Source organism: Flavobacterium sp. TR2 (assembly GCF_025252405.1).
Lineage (GTDB): Bacteria > Bacteroidota > Bacteroidia > Flavobacteriales > Flavobacteriaceae > Flavobacterium.
Genome location: NZ_CP104307.1, coordinates 3,024,676 through 3,043,507, shown reverse-complemented (window position 1 = coordinate 3,043,507; position 18,832 = coordinate 3,024,676). Strand labels below are relative to the sequence as shown.

20 protein-coding genes are annotated in these 18,832 nt (G+C 33.3%); 2 read left to right on the top strand and 18 right to left on the bottom strand.

Translation table 11 applies throughout. The annotated features are described in order from the left end of the window. Positions 1-94: 94 nt before the first annotated feature. Positions 95-1,024, top strand: coding sequence for a tRNA (adenosine(37)-N6)-dimethylallyltransferase MiaA (miaA, locus tag N4T20_RS13430; RefSeq protein WP_260669643.1), 930 nt, complete (start codon positions 95-97; stop codon positions 1,022-1,024). Positions 1,025-1,032: 8 nt separating this feature from the next. Then, the gene (locus N4T20_RS13425) at positions 1,033-1,779 is read left to right on the top strand and encodes an acyl-[acyl-carrier-protein] thioesterase (protein WP_260669642.1); all 747 of its coding nucleotides are present in this window, start codon (positions 1,033-1,035) and stop codon (positions 1,777-1,779) included. 93 nt (positions 1,780-1,872) lie between these two features. Here N4T20_RS13425 and N4T20_RS13420 read toward each other — a convergent pair whose 3' ends face one another. The 18 genes from N4T20_RS13420 to N4T20_RS13335 all read right to left on the bottom strand — a co-directional run bounded on the left by N4T20_RS13420 (position 1,873) and on the right by N4T20_RS13335 (position 18,798). Then, on the bottom strand, positions 1,873-2,406 hold the full coding sequence (locus tag N4T20_RS13420) for a hypothetical protein (RefSeq protein WP_260669641.1): 534 nt from the start codon (positions 2,404-2,406) through the stop codon (positions 1,873-1,875). Positions 2,407-2,480: 74 nt separating this feature from the next. Continuing rightward, positions 2,481-3,170 carry a peptide chain release factor H gene (gene prfH / locus N4T20_RS13415; protein WP_260669640.1) on the bottom strand — a complete coding sequence of 230 codons (690 nt, stop codon included), beginning with the start codon at positions 3,168-3,170 and terminating at the stop codon, positions 2,481-2,483. Beyond that, positions 3,158-3,763, bottom strand: coding sequence for a hypothetical protein (locus tag N4T20_RS13410; RefSeq protein WP_260669639.1), 606 nt, complete (start codon positions 3,761-3,763; stop codon positions 3,158-3,160). Before N4T20_RS13410 ends, prfH begins: the two co-directional genes overlap by 13 nt. 13 nt (positions 3,764-3,776) lie before the next feature. Then, positions 3,777-5,168: an RtcB family protein gene (locus N4T20_RS13405; RefSeq protein WP_260669638.1), complete on the bottom strand. Its 1,392-nt coding sequence runs from the start codon at positions 5,166-5,168 to the stop codon at positions 3,777-3,779. Further along, the gene (locus tag N4T20_RS13400; RefSeq protein ID WP_260669637.1) at positions 5,158-5,919 is read right to left on the bottom strand and encodes a hypothetical protein; all 762 of its coding nucleotides are present in this window, start codon (positions 5,917-5,919) and stop codon (positions 5,158-5,160) included. Before N4T20_RS13400 ends, N4T20_RS13405 begins: the two co-directional genes overlap by 11 nt. A 491-nt stretch (positions 5,920-6,410) precedes the next feature. Then, the gene (locus tag N4T20_RS13395) at positions 6,411-7,127 is read right to left on the bottom strand and encodes a response regulator transcription factor (protein WP_091496987.1); all 717 of its coding nucleotides are present in this window, start codon (positions 7,125-7,127) and stop codon (positions 6,411-6,413) included. 3 nt (positions 7,128-7,130) lie between these two features. Beyond that, positions 7,131-8,717, bottom strand: coding sequence for a sensor histidine kinase KdpD (locus N4T20_RS13390; RefSeq protein WP_260669636.1), 1,587 nt, complete (start codon positions 8,715-8,717; stop codon positions 7,131-7,133). Between the two features lie 59 nt (positions 8,718-8,776). Next, a complete protein-coding gene (gene coaE / locus N4T20_RS13385) occupies positions 8,777-9,373 on the bottom strand; it encodes a dephospho-CoA kinase (protein ID WP_260669635.1) in 597 nt (198 codons plus the stop codon). A 2-nt stretch (positions 9,374-9,375) separates the two neighbouring features. Next, entirely contained in the window at positions 9,376-10,374 is a 999-nt protein-coding gene (locus tag N4T20_RS13380; RefSeq protein WP_260669634.1) for a glycosyltransferase, read from the bottom strand. 126 nt (positions 10,375-10,500) lie between these two features. After that, positions 10,501-11,691: an enoyl-ACP reductase FabV gene (gene fabV, locus N4T20_RS13375; protein ID WP_260669633.1), complete on the bottom strand. Its 1,191-nt coding sequence runs from the start codon at positions 11,689-11,691 to the stop codon at positions 10,501-10,503. 21 nt (positions 11,692-11,712) lie between these two features. After that, positions 11,713-12,234 carry a hypothetical protein gene (locus tag N4T20_RS13370; protein WP_260669632.1) on the bottom strand — a complete coding sequence of 174 codons (522 nt, stop codon included), beginning with the start codon at positions 12,232-12,234 and terminating at the stop codon, positions 11,713-11,715. A gap of 9 nt (positions 12,235-12,243) precedes the next feature. Next, positions 12,244-13,896: a DNA repair protein RecN gene (gene recN, locus N4T20_RS13365; protein ID WP_260669631.1), complete on the bottom strand. Its 1,653-nt coding sequence runs from the start codon at positions 13,894-13,896 to the stop codon at positions 12,244-12,246. A 56-nt stretch (positions 13,897-13,952) separates the two neighbouring features. Then, a complete protein-coding gene (locus tag N4T20_RS13360; RefSeq protein WP_260669630.1) occupies positions 13,953-14,837 on the bottom strand; it encodes a DUF4835 family protein in 885 nt (294 codons plus the stop codon). 64 nt (positions 14,838-14,901) lie between these two features. Next, complete coding sequence (gene coaBC / locus N4T20_RS13355) at positions 14,902-16,122, bottom strand: bifunctional phosphopantothenoylcysteine decarboxylase/phosphopantothenate--cysteine ligase CoaBC (protein WP_260669629.1); 1,221 nt, start codon at positions 16,120-16,122, stop codon at positions 14,902-14,904. A gap of 7 nt (positions 16,123-16,129) precedes the next feature. Next, complete coding sequence (locus N4T20_RS13350; RefSeq protein WP_008463064.1) at positions 16,130-16,447, bottom strand: DNA-directed RNA polymerase subunit omega; 318 nt, start codon at positions 16,445-16,447, stop codon at positions 16,130-16,132. 9 nt (positions 16,448-16,456) lie between these two features. Continuing rightward, the gene (locus tag N4T20_RS13345) at positions 16,457-17,251 is read right to left on the bottom strand and encodes an outer membrane protein assembly factor BamD (RefSeq protein ID WP_260669628.1); all 795 of its coding nucleotides are present in this window, start codon (positions 17,249-17,251) and stop codon (positions 16,457-16,459) included. Positions 17,252-17,388: 137 nt separating this feature from the next. Continuing rightward, positions 17,389-18,270 (bottom strand): 4-hydroxy-tetrahydrodipicolinate synthase, encoded by an 882-nt coding sequence (dapA, locus tag N4T20_RS13340; protein ID WP_260669627.1) that lies wholly within the window; start codon positions 18,268-18,270, stop codon positions 17,389-17,391. A gap of 15 nt (positions 18,271-18,285) precedes the next feature. After that, positions 18,286-18,798 (bottom strand): DUF6913 domain-containing protein, encoded by a 513-nt coding sequence (locus N4T20_RS13335; RefSeq protein WP_260669626.1) that lies wholly within the window; start codon positions 18,796-18,798, stop codon positions 18,286-18,288. Positions 18,799-18,832 lie beyond the last annotated feature (34 nt).

Sequence of the window (18,832 nt, the reverse complement as noted above, 5' to 3'; positions counted from 1 at the left end):
GGCATAAAAGAAGCTTCTTCCAGTCGCTCTTTTATACCAAAAAAATGCAACAAATATAAGTCCGGGGTTTCCATTTCCATCTGGGCTAAAAAATATGAAATACCTAATTACCATTGTCGGACCCACAGCTATAGGCAAAACCGCCTTGAGCATTGCCTTGGCACAACATTTTAAATGCGAAATAGTTTCTTGCGACAGTCGCCAATTTTTCAAAGAAATGACCATCGGAACCGCCGTTCCTAGCTTAGAAGAACTAAATGCCGCCAAACATCATTTTATCCAAAATAAATCGATTTTTGAAAATTACACCGTTGGCGATTACGAAAAAGAAGCTTTAGCCAAAATCGATGAACTGTTTCAAACCAATGATTTTGCAATTCTTATTGGCGGATCTGGTTTGTATGTCGATGCCATTTTAAAAGGCTTTGATGAATTTCCTGAAATAGATCCAGAAGTTCGTACTGAAGTAAATTTAAACTACGAAAAACTCGGAATTGAATATCTTCAGGAACAACTGAAAAATTTAGATCCAGAATATTATCAAAAAATAACAGCTGAGAATCCTCAAACGCTGCAAAACCCACAGCGAATGATGCGTTTTGTAGAAGTTTGCATGGGTTCTCAAAAACCATATTCTTCGTTTCTAAATCAAAAGAAAAACAACAGAAACTTCACTCCTATTCTAATTGGCTTAGATGCCGACAGAGAAATCATTTACAGCAGAATCAACCAGCGTGTTGACATTATGATGAATGAAGGACTATTAAAAGAAGCCGAAGCACTATATCCTAACAAAGCGTTAAATGCGCTTCAAACCGTGGGTTATAGAGAATTATTTAGTTATTTTGACGGAGATTTCACTTTGCCATTTGCAATAGAAGAAATCAAAAAGAACACGAGAAGATTTTCCAAAAGACAATTAACGTGGTTCAAACGAAACGAAAACACAAAATGGTTTGATTATTCGACCGAAAGAAATGAGATTATTCATTACGTCGAAGAAAATCTAAAATCTAAAATCTAAAATTAGCAATGCCAATATCTCCAAATTTCACATCGGTTTTAAGCAAAGACTGGGAAATTAACTTCACACAATGCACGCCAAACGGCTACTTGAAATATACCGATTTGTGCAACCTTTTACAATTAACCGCCGCTGCACATTCTGAAGTTGGCGGAATCAGCTTTTCTGATATGCAGGAATTTGATCAAGCATGGGTTTTGAGCCGAATGCGTGTTGAAATTACTGCATTGCCAAAATGGCAAGATGTTGTCACCGTAAAAACATGGATTAACAGTTTAGAAAATTCGCGTTCTGTCCGTGCCTTAGAAATGTATGTAAACGGAAAAAAGATTGTCGGAAGCGAAACCTATTGGGCTGTTTTTAATACCAAAGCACGTCGTCCAGAAGCTTTGGCACTGCCTTTTGAGCATTTCGAACTATTCCCAGAAAAAAGAGCGACAGAAGAAGGTTTTTCTAAGATAAATATCAACCACGAAAAGGAAGCCGTTTTCGAGAAAACAGTTTATTTGTCAGATTTAGACATTGTAAATCACGTAAATAACGTAAAATATTTGGAATGGTGCCTTGATCATGTCGATCCAAAAAGAATCATAAAACAAGAAGTAAAAAGCTTTGAAATGAATTTCATGAAAGAGCTTTCACTTGAAGATAATGTCGTAATTCACGAAAGTGAAGACGATGATCATACAACAGCAACATTTAGCATTACAAAAGACGAGAAAACTTGTTTTGCTTTAGAGTTGCATTGGAAGTAAACTCCGATTTCATTCCTTCAAGGTTTTAAAAACCTTGCAGGAACATTATAAACAAAAAAAACGATGCAAATTGCATCGTTTTTTTTTGTAAAATCATTTCGATTTCTTTTTAAAACCTTTCTTAGATTTCTTCTCTTTCTTCTTTTTCATTAAATCAATTTTATTCTCAATTCTCTTCTCTACATCCGTAATATCAGATTCATAATTGAATTGCAGCGAATGAAGTTTCGCATTTTTAATTTCTTTTAATGCCTCCTCAAACTCATTTTGCGCTTCAAAAAGAATTGCTTTTTTCACATAAATCTCCGATTTATTTATTCCTTTTACCGTTAAAGCAAAGTCAATTAATTTCTGTGCTTCTTCATAATCTTCGTTTAAAATCAGTGTTTTTAAATAATACGGATATACTTCAAGAGCATGAATATTAATTGCTAAAGCTTGCTGGAAATACGCTTTTGCTTCTTCATAATTCATTAATTGCTCTGCCTGAATTCTTCCGTACAAACACAAAACCATCGTGTTTTTATCATCATATGAAAAAGCATAATCTAAAGATTCTATTGTTCCTTCCAACCAAAACGGATAATTATCCAAGGCTTGAAAAAGGTATTTATCAGTTGCTTTCATTTTAGGTGTCGATATTTATTGTTTTTTTTGGGTCACATTTAACTCGCATTATCATTATTCTTTCGACCAAGTTTTTAATTATGCTCATTTCGTAAATCACTTTTTAATTTCTGACGAGTCCCTTTGTAGCTTTTCTCTACTTTATTCTTTTTAAAATCGCTACCTGTGAAAATTCTCACAGGATTTCCGCGCTCTACATGAAGCTGATTTTCCCATTGTTTTCCCACATGATTTTTAAGCTGAATCAATTTTTCCTCTTCTAATTTTTTTAATAATCTTTCTGTTGCCAGTTTTTTGTTTTGATGCTGCGAACGGCTGTCCATAGCAACAACCGCAATTCCAGTAGGAATATGAGTCGCCCGAATTGCCGAACTTACTTTATTTATATGCTGTCCTCCCGCTCCAGAGCTTCGCATGGCCTGATACTGAATATCATTTTCCGAAATTGAACTATTTTGCTGCGGTTCGATTTCAAAAATTCCTATAAACCAGTTTTTGCGTTTATGCATCTTCCTAAACTGGCTCTGGCCAATCCATTGAATGGTGCCTGTCCAGGATTTCACAAACTGATCTACACTCTTTCCTTTTATAGCAATCGATGCTGTTTCAATTGTTCCGTTTTCAGTTCCCGGTTCTCTTTGGAGCAAAACAGTTTCTAATTTTTGATCCTGAGCCTCTTCCAAAACTTTTTTAAGCACTTGGGCAACAACCCATGTGCATTCTGCGGGTCCGCGACCCGCTGTTATCTGAATTATTCTTTCCATTTTTCTAATATTTTAAGAAGCTTTTCTCTATTTTTCCCTTCTTTAATAAATTTTGGAAGCCTCGAAACCATCGTTCTGTTACCACTTCCATTATTATTTCTTTCTCTTAAATCGGCTTTAATATATCTTTCCAAATAGATAATATGTTCCTGATTATAAGCCCAAAAAACATTTCCTTTGACTTCTTTCTGAAACCAAAGAAGAAGATTATGCCAAGGCTCTCTTATTAAACCATTTTTTTTAGCTTCTTTTCTAATTCTAGAAACTCCTGGCTTTATTTCTTCCTGAAAACTGCAATGCGGACATTTAACCTGATATGTTTCTGGAATCTCTTTAAAAATCTGGGATTCGTAGTCGAATTTTTCAAAACAATTACTGCAATAATGTTTTCCGTATGCTTTGTATTGATAAACTGGTTCATTGATCTTATAAAAGCACGTTTTGCATTCAAAAGCCATTGCAGTACATTTTCCGCATTGACAATTTCTAGGCACTTCTTTCAAAACTCCTTTGCACTCACATTTAGGACATTGCACAAAAATTTCATTATAGAAGTTCCCTAACCATTTATTTTCATCTTGCAACCTTTCCATATTCTCTATTTTTTTAGCGATCCATTCTAACAATTTTTGGCGTAAAAGTTCCTAAAACTTCCACCAGATCTGTTTGGTTTGCCATTACTTTTGTAATGTCTTTGTAGGCCATTGGAGCTTCGTCAATATTCCCGCCAATCAAAGTTACATCATGTTTCTTCAGCTCTTTGTTAATCAGACTTTGGGTAAAACTGCTTTTACATTTAGCTCTTGAGAATAAACGACCAGCGCCATGCGAAGCTGAGTTTAAGCTCTCTGGATTTCCTTTGCCCTTAACAATATAACCTGGCGCAGTCATCGAACCTGGGATAATTCCCAATTGCCCCTCTCCCGCAGGAGTTGCTCCTTTTCTGTGCACAATACATTCCTGACCGTTTACAATTTCTTTCCATGCAAAATTATGATGATTTTCAATCGTCACGACTACTCTTTTCCCGATCGCTTTGGCAATTCGTCTATGAATATCGTCATGGCAGGCTTTTGCATATTCACCCGCCAGATTCATAGCCAGCCAATATTCCTGACCATCGTGCGTATTCAGATCTAGCCAGGCCAAATGCTGCACATTTTTAGGCAGCGGACATTGTTTTGTCGCCAAATAAGTATAATGCTTCGCAATATTGGCTCCTAAACCACGAGAACCGCTATGCGAAAGAACAGCAAAATATTCTCCTTTTTCCAGCTTCCATTCGTTTTCAGGATTTTCAATTTTAGCAATTCCAAATTCTACAAAATGGTTTCCTCCTCCAGAAGTTCCTAATTGTTTATAGGCTTTAGGAAGAAGATTTTTTAATAATGGAATATCCTGAAATTCACTTTTATAAAACACATCATGATCTGCTCTTGAGGTATGCGTTTCATACATTCCAAACTTGGTATTATCTCTTAAAATCGCTTCTAATTGATGTTCTCTTCCTTTGAAATGAGAAGCTGGCAAGTCAAAAATTGAAAGGCTCATTCGGCACCCAATATCAACACCAACTCCATACGGAATAACGGCATTGTCAGTCGCTAAAACCCCGCCTATCGGAAGTCCATATCCCGAATGCGCATCTGGCATTAAAGCTCCTGCAACTGAAATTGGCAGTTTCAAAGAATCGAACAATTGAAATTTTGCCTGCTCATCAATTTCATTTTCGCCAAAAATTTTAAAAGGCGCTCTGGTATTTTTCAGCTGATGCATTCTTACCTGAACGGGTTTAATCAAACCTTCGGCAACTTTTCCCCAAGTGCCATTTCCTTCGTACTTTTCAGGATTTAACAACACGTCTTTAGCTTCTGTTAGAATAGATTCTTTTTTTTCTCTTTTTCTATATCTGTTTATCTGCCCTAAGGCAATGTTTATTGAATTGTTTTTTGGAAAACCTAATTTCATCAGGTCTTTTCCAGATAATTTATTTCCCATGATTTATATCATTATCGTCTAAATATTGCTGATACAAGATGTTTAGACTTATGTTTTTAATTGGACTTGTCTCTTTTGGATTTTCTTTTTCATAGTAACTCCATTTACGAGAACTGCCATGTATTAATCTATTTGTTTTATCTCTAAGATTGTGATCAACAATATAATTTTCAAGAAGCTGAATTTCACTTTCTAAATCTGTATCAACCATTTTTGTATGCGTTATCATATAAGGGCTAACACGAAGCACATATCTCCAAGACTCATTAAATACATAATGAATTTTGTATCGTTTACAATTGCTGCACCAGCGCTCTCTTTTATAAAAATGTGCTTTTTCTTTTTCAGTCAATTCGATTTTTGAACTTTTCCATTCCCGCTCCGAAAATTCTTTTACAGTCTGAATCTTTTCAACATAAAGATGCCTGCTTTTTCTCTTTTTCTTCCTTTTAAAAGATTTTTCGGGAGAAAACTGCCATGTATTTATCTTTTCCAATAAATTTCTAAAAAATTCTGCCTCAGCTGATCGCGCAACATCATCTCTTAACTTGAAATTACGCTGCCAGCCTTTTTGATAAGGAATTTTTAAAGGTACTAATGGCAAATTTTTGCGTTTTTCCCATAGTTCAACTTCAAGCTTTCTTAACTGAATTAAATGTTTTTCAAAATCTTCTTTTACTAATCTTTTTTTTCTTCTTTTACTTCTAAAACGAGTACACAAAGCATACTCATCTACAGTATAATTTTCCATAAAAAATTATCATGCATTAAATTAATAGCCAAACTTGGCTAAACCATCTTATCCAAAAGGATAAATTTTAAAATCGCTTTTTCGGGAAAATTTTGAAGTGTCTAGAATAAAAAAAGCCCGAAACTTATTGTCTTCGGGCTTTTTTTATATATCTAAAAATGTATTTCTAGGATTGAAATAAGCCACGAAGAATTGCTTCACCAAATACGTTTGGTGTAAAGCTCTGAGATGTCGATGTAAGTACAAACATTTTTTCTTCGTTTTAAAGAGTTATTATTTTTTTCGTGTGCAAATATTCAGAATTGTTTTTTGATTTTCCAAATTATTGTAAAGAAAATTCTTTAAAATAATTTTAAGCCAGAAGTAAACCAACCAGTAAAACCTTTATACAAACCTAATACTCAAAAGATTAAACAATAAAAAACAATTCAATCTATAGCAAAAAAAAAGCTCTGATTTCTCAGAGCTTGTATTTTATTTCGGTGAATTAATTATTCAGAAACTTTGCTTTTTACTACTAATCTGAAACCTTCTCCGTGAATGTTTAAGATTTCAACATCTTCATCAGCTTTTAAGTATTTTCTCAATTTAGCGATGTAAACGTCCATACTTCTTGAAGTAAAGTAGTTATCGTCTCTCCAGATTTTTGTTAAAGCCAATTCTCTCGGCATTAAGTCATTTTCATGAAGAATTAACATTTTAAGCAATTCATTCTCTTTCGGAGACAATTTGATTGGCTCTTCATCTTGATAAGTCAAGAATCTTAATTTTGAATTTAAGTGGAACTTTCCAATATTAAATTCAAACTGTACTTGTTCTGCTTTTGTATCAGCCGATTTTCTTTGAATGATTGCTTTAATTTTCATTAAAAGAACTTCTGAATCAAAAGGTTTATTTAAATAGTCATCAGCACCTGCTTTATATCCTTTTAAAACATCTTCTTTCATAGATTTTGCTGTCAAGAATATAATTGGCACTTCACTGTTCTTCTCTCTAATTTCTTTGGCCAAAGTGTAACCATCTTTATAAGGCATCATTACATCCAAAATGCATAAATCATATACATCCTTCTTGAATTTCTCGAAACCTTCCATACCGTTTTTAGCTAAAGTAACTTCAAAGTCATTTAACATTAGATAATCTTTAAGAACCGCCCCAAAATTTAGGTCATCTTCTACTAAAAGTATTCTTTTGTTAGTATTTTCCATATTTTAATTTATTAATGGTATTTTTATTATAAAGGTGCTACCTTTTCCTTTTTCGCTTTCTACATATACTTGACCATTGTGATCCTCCACTATTCTTTTTACATAAGCCAACCCTAAACCATGTCCTTTTACATTATGAAGGTCACCGGTATGCTCTCTGTAAAACTTCTCAAAAACTCGTTTCTGAGCTATCTTACTCATTCCCAAACCATGATCTTTTACTTTTATCAGAATCATGTCCTTCACATTTTCTGTAAAAATTTCAATCTTAGGCGCATCTGGGGAATACTTGATTGCATTTTCTAAAATATTAACCACAACGTTTGTAAAGTGAACTTCATTTATCAAAACTGTTGTTCTGGCGGCATTATAATGCTTTTCGACAGTTCCCTGTCTATCTTCTAATATCAGGTTTACGTGCTCAATCGCATCATCAATTATATCTGTAACTACAGTAGGTTCTTTTGTAATATCAAGTTCCCTCTTTTCCAGTTTAGAAATACGCAAAACGTTTTCAACCTGAGCGTGCATTCTTTTATTTTCATCCCGAATCATCTGAAGATAGCGATAAACTTTTTCTTTATCTTCAATAACTTTCGGACTTCTAATAGCATCGAGTGCTAGATTTATAGTTGCAATAGGAGTTTTAAACTCGTGCGTCATGTTATTTATAAAATCTGTCTTGATTTCAGAAATATGCTTCTGACGCAATAATTGATTTAACGCGCTTGTGTATGCGACTATTATAATTAATGTAAAAACTATCGATAAAATAGTAATACTTAATAATTCTGATAGTAAGAACTTCTTTTTGTGAGGAAATGTAACTGATAGCTCATATCTGCTATTTCCTTCATTGTCAGTATAAACTGGAATAGTATAAGTAGCATCCTTATCATAATGAAATCCGTCAGACTTTATCTTAGTAGGACTCCCACTGCTATATATTCCGAATTCAAATTTGGTTTTTACACCGTATTCTTCAAGCTCTTTTTTCAATAATTTATAAAGCTTGTCTTTTGTTATTCTTCCTTCAATTGGTGTTAAAGAAGCAATATCTTTATATTGAATCTGCTGCTGAACTTTATTTAATATATCTAAACTTCCTGATTTTTCAATTTTTAGATCAGGAATAATACTTTGCCCTAAACTATTATTATCAATTCCGTTATTGTTATTATAAACTTCTGTTACTCTTTTAGAACTAAAGTTTTTAAAACGCTCACTGCTAAATTTTTTGTTAAAAACTGAACCATTAATATCGTAATCCTCAGATGTCAACGTATTGGAATAAACAATTGTTTTATTCGTTTTAGTATTTCTCTGTACGTAGAATACTTCTAGTAAATCTTCTTTTTTTGGAATTTTTCCCGTACTGTCTTTTATACGGTTGTATTTATCGTAAAAACTGTACTCTTCTTGTTGTTCCAGCTTGTCTGCAACATTTCCAATTACTTGAGTAACGTGGTATTTAAATTGTTCTTCATTATTTTTGAACGAAGAATTGAACCAAAACACTTGTACCAGAATTATCCCTATCAAGGACAGACTCATCAATAAAACAAGTATTCTAAAAAATAATTTATTCATCGAAACAAAATTAATATTTTAACAATATACTAAATAATACATTAACCAAATATTAACATTTAAGACTGTTTTTGTTTTATATTTAAAATTTTAAGAATTTTAACAACATCTTCTTTAGCTTTTTTAAGATTATTGTTATTAATCACGAAATTGCTCTTAGAAATTCGTTTTTCATCATTCCACTGCATTTTCATTCTACTTACAACTTGTTCTCTGGTAGTTTTATCTCTTTTTATAACGCGGTCAATTCTCACTTCTTCTGGAGCCGTAACGGTTATAATTACATCACAATCTTTATATCGGCCGCTTTCAAACAAAATAGCGGCTTCATAAATTACATAATCTTTATTTTTATGTTCTTTCACCCATTCTTCAAAATCTAATTTTACTGCTGGATGCACAATTGCATTCAATTTTGCCAATTGCTCTTTATCATTAAAAACTACTTGTGCTAATTTGGCACGGTTTAAAACATCACCATCAAAAATATTGCCACCAAAAGCAGATTTCACTTCTTTTAGAATATTTTTTGACTGCATCACTCTTTTAGCACCGTCATCAGCGATATAAACAGGAACGCCCATTTCTTCAAAATAGTTTGCGACAGTTGTTTTACCACTGCCTATTCCTCCTGTAAGACCAATAACTTTTGTCATTCTTATAATTTAAAAAACATACGCGGAAACGCTTCTTGCGGTTTTTTCTTTAATAAAATCACTTTAATATATGATTTTAAAAATCCTGTTCCATAACCATAAAACTGTTTCCACACTGCGATTACAGACAGATACCCAATTTTGATGCTTTTATTTTGAATACTTGCTGTAAGAAAAATTATAACGAAATATACGAAATATAATTGTAATAAAATATCTATATTAAAAATTAACAATAAAAAAGCTAATAATAATCCTAGTATAAAAAAGGTTGGGAAGAAAAAGGTAAGCTTATTATGTTCTGGATACCAACTATTTAAAATTGGTCTCGCAATACCAAACTTGTTTACTTGAATAGAGAATTTTTCCCAGTCAATTCTTCTTTTATGATACACATACGCCTCCTTAAAAAGTCTTGTTTCGAATCCTAGATTCCATAAACGAATAGATAAATCAGGGTCTTCTCCCGGGTGGATGTTGCCAAAACCTTTTGAAGCCTCAAAAGCTTTCTTAGAAATCCCCATATTAAAACTACGCGGCTGGAATTTATTAATTTTTTCAGAACCACCTCTAATTCCGCCAGTTGTCAAGAAAGAAGTCATAGCAAAATTGATGGCTTTTTGAATATCCGAAAAACTGTCAAGCGCTTTATCTGGTCCTCCGAAGCAGTCTACATAATTTGCATCTAATTCTTTACGAACTTCTGTTAAATACTGTGACGGAATAATGCAGTCTGAATCAAAAATGATAAAATAATCTCCTCTTGCTCTTTGCATTCCGAAATTTCTAGAATCTCCCGGACCTGAATTTTCTTTAAAATAATATGATATATTTAATTTTCCTTGATAATTCATTACCACATCTCGACAAGGAACGGAAGATCCATCTTCGACAAGAACAATTTCAAAAGCTTCATTATAATCAGATTTTGAGAGACTTTCCAAAAGCTCATCAACTTCATCTGGACGATTATACACGGGTATAATTAAAGAAAAAATCATAGCAGAATGCGCGTTATTAAAGGGTATGTTTTATTGTTTCAAAAATTTTAACAAAGATATGGTATATTCACAAAAAAACCATCACTTTTTGGGTGATGGTTTTTCGGTTTACTAAGTAAACTAGTATTATTTGATGCTTTCTATCGCAACAACTTCGTTAGTATCTGCGTTGTAATCAACACCAGGAACTTCGAATCCAAATAAGTTTAAGAAATCGCTTCTGTATCCAGCTAGATCACCAATTTCAGGCAATGTTTCAGTTGTAGCTTCCAACCAAAGTTTAGCCACTTTTTCCTGAACATCTTCGCGCATTTCCCAATCATCAATTCTGATTCTTCCCTTTTCATCAACAGGAACTTCAGAACCGTTGTATAATCTGTCTTGGAATAAACGTTGGATTTGTTCGATACAACCTTCGTGAATTCCTTCTTCTTTCATGATTTTATATAAAAGCGAAATATATAATGGAATTACTGGAATTGCAGAACTTGCTTGTGTAACCAAAGCTTTGTTTACAGAAACATACGCTTTTCCTCCAATAGATTTCAAAGAATCTCCAATAGTAAATGCAGTAGCTTCTAAATGATCTTTTGCACGACCGATTGTTCCTTTACGGTAAACCGCTTCAGTTAACGCTGGCCCGATATAAGAATAAGCAACCGTTGTAGCTCCCTCTGCCAATAAATTTTCATTTTTTAAAGCTTCAATCCACATTGCCCAATCTTCTCCACCCATAACAGCAACTGTATTTTCAATATCTTCCTCATTTGCAGGAGCAATAGAAACATCTGAAACTTTTCCTGTATGAAAATCAACTGTTTTGTTTGTAAATGTTTGCCCGATTGGTTTTAAAACTGAACGGTGCGTAACGCCTGTGTTTGGATTTGTACGTACTGGAGAAGCCAAACTATAAATTACAAGATCTACCTGACCTAAATCTGCTTTGATTAAATCTAAAGTTTCTCTCTTAATTTCGTTTGAGAACGCATCACCATTAATACTTTTTGCATATAAACCTGCTTTATGAGCTTCTTTTTCAAACGCTGCAGAATTATACCATCCCGGAGAAGCGGTTTTTCCTTCAACTGGCGGTTTTTCAAAAAACACTCCAATTGTCGATGCACCAGAACCAAAAGCACTAGTAATTCTTGAAGCCAATCCGAAACCTGTAGAAGCACCAATCACTAAAACTTTTTTAGCGCCAGCGATTTCTCCTTTAGATTTTACGTATTCGATTTGATTTTTTACATTTTGTTCAGCTCCCGTTGGGTGGGCAGTCAAACAAATAAATCCTCTCATTCTAGGTTCTATAATCATCTTGCAATTATTTTTTTTGTATTATTTCAATTTCAGTTTTAATTTTTCAAAAATAGACATTTTATCCTTAACCCTTTTCATATTAGCCTTCATATTGTCAATAAAATTTGGGTTTAATGCGTTTTTATTTGCTTCTCTATAATAGTTATAAGCTAAAGTGTATTCGCTTTCATATTCTGCCATTCTCCCTAATTCACTGTTATAAGAAGAGTTATCTGCATTTTCTAGATTTGCCAACGTAAATTTAATGTGCTCTTTTGCTTCGGCATAACGTCCGATGTCAATAAGCAGATAGGTGTAATTTATATAAGGAGCTGCATATTTAGGATCAAATTTCATGGCCAATTTGTAATGAAAGATTCCTTTTTCATAATCACTTAATTTATTGTAGTAAATCCACCCTAAGTGATTATGGGCCTTTCCAAAATCAGGATATTGCAATAAAATTTCCTCCAATAGTTCTTTCGCATCTGCCGAATTTCCTTCAGAGATTAAAGAATCTGCTTTTATAAACTGATTTTCGTAAAAACTTAGACTTTCCATTTTTATCTTTTAATTCAATAACTCTTTTGCGTGATTTAATGCCGAATCAGAGATATTTGCACCCGATAACATTTGGGCTATTTCGGTAATTCTTTCGTTATGAGCTAAAAGTTTTAATTCAGACTGCGTATCATCTCCAATCGTAGATTTTGAAACTTTAAAATGAGAATCTCCTTTTGCAGCAATTTGAGGTAAATGCGTAATAGCAAAAATCTGCATCGTGGCACTCATTTCCTTCATAATCTCTCCCATTCTAATTGCAATTTCTCCAGAAACTCCAGTATCAATTTCGTCAAAAATCAAGGTTGGCAGTTTTGAATATTTAGCTAAAATTGCTTTCACAGCGAGCATAATACGAGACATTTCTCCTCCTGAAGCCACTTTTTTCAGCAAGCCAAAATCAGTTCCTTTATTTGCGGAGAACAAAAATTGCAATTCGTCCTTTCCGTTCTGAAAATATGTTTCTGAAGGAAGCAATTCCATATTGAAACGAGCATTAGGCATTCCCAATGTTTCCAAAATAGCAACCAGCTGTTCTGATAATCTTGGGATTGCATTTACTCTATTTTCATGTATTTTTGAAGCGTAATTATCTAATTCTATAGCTTTTTCTTCGATAATTTTAGTCAAAGAAGCTATTTCTTCATCCATATTATCAAGCTCCAGCAAAGAGTTTCCTAGATCTGACTGTATTTGAAGCAACTCATCTACAGAACTCACTTGATGTTTTTTCTGCAAATTATAAATGGATTGCAGTTTTTGATTTATTAATTCTAACTGCGCGGGATCATTTAATAATTTCTCCGAGCAATTTTCCAATTCTTTCGAAACATCATCAAATTCAATAGCCAGACTCGTTATCCTTTCGAACAAATTGTGATATTCTACAGAAAAAGGAGCCACTTTTTGCAATGCATTTTTGATTTCATTCAAATTATGAAAAACACCAAATTGCTCTTCGTTTGCAATCGCTAAAGATTTATCGAGAGATTCCTTAATTGTCTCTACATTATTCAGTTTTTCGTAGTCTGCTTCTAATTCTTCTTGTTCTCCAGATTTTAATTGAGCTGCGACTAATTCATTTAATAAAAAGGTGTGGTATTCTTGCTCTTTTCCTGCATCGCTCTGTTTTTTGAGCAAAGCATTCAATTTAGATTTATCTGCCTTATACGATTTCAGCAGTTTTTGATATTCAGCAATTACATCTGCATTATTTGCAATGGCATCAATAATTTTAAACTGAACATTTTCATCTGATAATTCTTGAGTTTGCTGCTGCGAATGAATATCAATCAGAAACAAACTTAAATCTTGCAGTTCCTGAAGATTAACAGGGCTGTCGTTTATAAAAGCACGAGATTTACCCGAAGGCAAAATTTCTCTTCTAATGATTGTTTCTTCTTCATAATCCAAATCATTAGCTTCAAAAAATTCTTTTAAATTGTATTTCCCGATTTCAAACTGTGCTTCAATAACACATTTTTCTTCTTTATTTTTTAACGAAGTAAGATCTGCCCTTTTGCCCAAAACAAGACCAATAGCTCCTAAAATAATCGATTTTCCTGCACCTGTCTCACCTGTAATTATAGAAAAACCTTTAGAAAAATCTATGGAGAGCTTTTCGATAAGAGCATAATTTTTAATAGACAGCGATGTAATCATAGGGCAGTTTTGTAAAAATGAAAATTTAAGTTAATGATGATAAATAAAAAGCAGGATTAATATTTAATCTGCGACCATTTAGTAGAGTTTAGTGGCGAAACTTTATTCAAAACATCCGTCAAATCAGTAATTGGAATACTTGGCCCTCCTGAAAAAATAGAAACAATTTCATCTGATTTTGCGTCAAAGAAAACTCGGGTTATAAAAGCATTCGGCTTTACAGAATTTAATTTCCCTATTAGCAATAAGGCATTTTTTATTTTTTCTTTAGCCGCTTTTTGATCCAAAGTCATTGCATCTAATCCAGTATGGTAAGCATAAGTTGTCTGGCGTAGATCGCTATAAGTTGGCGCGATCATATCGTTAATCAAATAATAGCGATTTTGCAGTCCGTCAGATTGATTCCATCCTTTGAATCCGCCTTGCTGTGCTACGTTTGCAATATTTTGAGCGGTTTGAAGATACGGATTTCCAGCACCCATTTGAAACGTATCAGCATCCATGCCTAAAATCACATAACAATAAAAGGAGATTACAGATACTAAATTTGAATCGTAAGTATTTGGATTAAATAGCAAAGGTTCGTATTCTGTATATCTAAAATTGAAGTCTTTATCGTTATAATTTAAAACAGGAGAAGAATAAGTCGAGTTAAAAATTAACCTTGAAGATTGAACCTGAATTGTTCCCGTAAACTGATCCGAACTATTAGATGACAAGGTTATATACATCGAGCAGTTTATTCTCTCGTTCTGCTTTAAAGCCGATCCTGTCCAGTCTGTTTTATTTACAAATTCAGCCAAAGAAGTCTGAAGCGTTTTAAAAACCTGATTATTTGGATTTGTTAAACGTTCTGTATTAATAGTTACTGTACAATTTAGCTGTTGAGCTTGTACAAAACCAAAGCTTAAAAATACTAATAGTGTAACTATTCTATTCATAATCGTCTATATATTTAATTTTACAAACATAAATTGCTTCCAAATTATGCTTTCGGCGTATATTTTAAATTGATGATTTTGAAAAATGCAGAATAACTTTATTCAAAATATCAGCCGCAACAGATTCTTTTGATTTTAACTCCATTGGTTCGATTTCAAAATTACGATCAATAAATGTTACTTTATTGGTTTCTTTTTTAAAACCGGCACCTTTATCTTGTAAGGAATTTAAAACAATCAAATCTAAGTTTTTTTTCTGAATTTTCAACTTAGCATTTTCAATTTCATTTTCAGTCTCTAACGCAAAGCCTATTAAAAACTGATTTTTTTTGATAGCACCCAATGAAGACAATATATCTTTTGTCTTTTCTAGTTCTATCGAAAATTCTTCTGTATTTTTTTTAATTTTCTGATCTGCAACAAATTTAGGCCTGTAATCTGCAACAGCTGCAGCCGCGATTGCCGCATCAACTTCATTAAAATACAGATGGCAAGCATCGTACATTTCTTGAGCCGAAACAACATCAACCACTTTTATCAGACTATTTTTAGCCTTTAAATGCGTTGGACCTGCAATTAAAAATACTTCTGCTCCTAAATTTGCAGCTTCATTGGCGATATCAAATCCCATTTTTCCAGAAGAATGATTTCCAATAAAACGCACAGGATCTATGGCTTCGTATGTTGGGCCAGCTGTAACTAGTATTTTTTTTCCTTTTAGCGGCAATTTGCTTTCTAAATCGGCTTCTAGAAAAGCAACAATATTCTCAGGTTCAGCCATTCTGCCTTCTCCTGACAAACCGCTTGCCAGTTCACCGCTTTCAGCAGGAATCATAATATTTCCATACTGCTTTAATGCGGCAAAGCTCGATAAAGTCGAGGGATGTTTGTACATATCCAAATCCATTGCAGGCGCAAAATAAACTGGACATTTTGCCGATAAATAGGTTGCAATTAAAAGATTATCGCAGTTTCCTGTGGCCATTTTAGACAAAGTGTTTGCAGTGGCAGGCGCAATCAGCATAAAATCTGCCCAAAGAGCCAATTCTACATGATTGTTCCAAACTTCGTCTTCATCATCTTGATTAAAGAAACTTGAATGTACTGGATTTTTTGATAAAGTAGATAATGTAAGCGGTGTTACAAAATCCTTAGAAGCAGGTGTCATGATCACTTGGACATGTGCACCTGCTTTTATAAAAAGTCGTACTAAAGTGGCTGTTTTATAGGCTGCAATTCCACCGGAAACACCCAGTAAAATCTTTTTCCCGTTTAAAACTGACATTGTACTATTATTTGTTTGAACTTCTGTGGTAAGTTTTACCGTCTAACCATTCTTGAACAGCTAGTGCGTGTGGTTTTGGTAATTTTTCGTAAAATTTAGAAACTTCAATTTGTTCTTTATTTTCAAAAACTTCCTCTAGACTATCATTGTAAGTAGCAAACTCTTCTAATTTTTCAGTCAATTCTTTTTTAATCTCTGAATTAATTTGATTTGCTCTTTTAGCCATAATGGTAATTGCCTCATACACATTTCCTGTTGGCTCTTCAATAACTGTTTTGTTGTAAGTTATTGTGTTTACAGGAGCATTCGTCTTTTTTAAATCCATGACTTTATTTTATTTAGTAAATTTTTGTAAATCTGTTTCAACTCTGGCATTCATTTGATCTGCCTTTTCTTTGTATTTTGTATCGCTTTTAAATTTCATCAGATTAGCATAAGCTGTCTGTGCAATATGCAAACGCTCTTCCATTTTTGAAGGAACGCTGTTAATTGCCAATTGATATGCTGAATCATATTTATAAAACAATGCATCTTCTTTTAAAGGCGTTCCAGGAAAATCAGCGATAAAATTATCAAAAGCAATTAAAGCTGATTTGTAATCTGAAATAGTATTATATCCTTTAGCATTTTCGTATGCTTTTTTCTCTAATTTTCCATTTAACTTCTGTACAGCCTCATTCGCTTGAGGAATGTATTCTGAATTTGGATAATTATCAATAAAAGCTTGTAATTTTTCTAATGCTTTTATAGTATCTGCTTGATCTAAGCTATAAACTGGCGATAATTTAGAGTAGCTGTATGCTCCTAAAAAAGCAGCTTCCTGCACTTTTTCGCTTCGCGGATAACCCGAAACAAACGCTTCAAACTGATAACCAGCTAAATAATATTGTTTCGTTTTGTAATACGATTGTGAAAACATATAAAACAGCTTTTCTGCCTGAGGCTTTCCTCGGTAAGAAGTGGCCAATTGCTCAAAAAGACGAATCGCTTTTGTGTATTTACCGGCATCATACATTTTTGTTGCCATTTCAAATTTTGCTGCAACATCTTCATTTTTCAACGCTTTTTGATATTCTCCACAAGAATAAAAAAGAGTCACAACAATTAATAGCGATAGTATTTTTTTCATTTTCTTACTGTTATTACAATCTCTCAGACAATTATGCCAAAGTGAAATCGCACCGAAGTTTCGGTGGCAAATTTAGTTATTAATTTAGCTACTGCAAAATAATTTTTTAGTATCTTAAAATACTAACACTTTAACAATTATTTAATGCTGTTTTTTACAAACTCATTAAGTCTTGCCGCAAGAGAATCATCAACAGAAACTAATGGAAGACGAACTGTATTCTCAGCAATTCCAAGTGCTTGGAAGATTTGTTTGATTCCAGCTGGATTTCCCTGCTCAAAAATCATATCGATGCTGTCTGATAAAAAGTAATGCGTTTTGAAAGCGTCTGCTGCTTTTTTATTCAATCCTAAACGAATCATTTCTGAAAATTCTTTAGGAAAACCTTGTCCGATTACAGAAATAACTCCTGCTCCACCCGCTAAAACGATTGGAAGCGCCAGCATATCGTCTCCAGAAATCACTACGAAATCTTTTGGAGCATTTTTAATGATCTGCATTGCTTGAGCCATATCTCCTGCCGCTTCTTTAATTGCGACAACATTTTTAAAATCGTTTGCCAAGCGCACCACTGTCGAAGGAAGCATATTGCTTGCCGTTCTTCCTGGCACATTATATAGGATTACCGGAACTGGAGATGCCTCTGCAATTGCTTTAAAGTGCTGATAAATTCCTTCCTGAGTAGGTTTATTATAATATGGAGAAACAGATAAAATCGCTTCAAAAGCAGAAAAATCTCTTGTTTTCAATTCTTCAACAATCTGCATAGTATTATTGCCTCCAACACCTAAAACTAGAGGCAGTCTTCCCTTATTCACATCGATTACAGTCTTTATAACCAATTCTTTCTCTTCTGCTGTAAGGGTTGCATTTTCTGCGGTTGTTCCCATTACAACAAGATACTCCACTCCGCCATCTATAGAAAAGTTTACAATTCGTTGTAAAGCTTCAATGTCAACTGAAAAATCTTTTTTAAATGGCGTCACAAGTGCAACACCAGTTCCTATTAATGATTGCATATTATTAATTAAAATTTATTTTATATTTTTTAAATACCTAAACAATTCTGAAACGAATAGTTTATAGCTTCCTAATCCTGTATTAATCATCAATCGGTTTAAATTTTGATCGACAGCAGAAAATCCGACTTTAAATTTAGCTTTTGACTTGCTTGTCACCAACATTAAAAAAACATTTTCAACATCGTAGTAACTCAGCAAAAGATCAAATTCTGAATTTATAAATCCATTTAAAAAGCCTTCTGTAATTTCGCCGTTCCAACTGATGTGTTTTTTACCAAAAGTTGGACGAGAATAAGTCTCTTTTTCCTTAAATTTTTCTCTATAAGCAAGAACTTTTATATTTTCTAAAGCGATTCCGTGGAGGGTCAACTCTTTTATTAATGCTTCAGAAGATTCAAAAGTACTCTCATCTATCAATAAACCAATTGTTTGAACGTTTTTAGTAAATACTTCGCTTTTTTCATTATTTAAATTAACATTTAATGATTTTTTTACAAAAAACTCCTTTATATAATTCAAAAACATAGTACTTTTACCAGATTACAAAATTAATTATTTA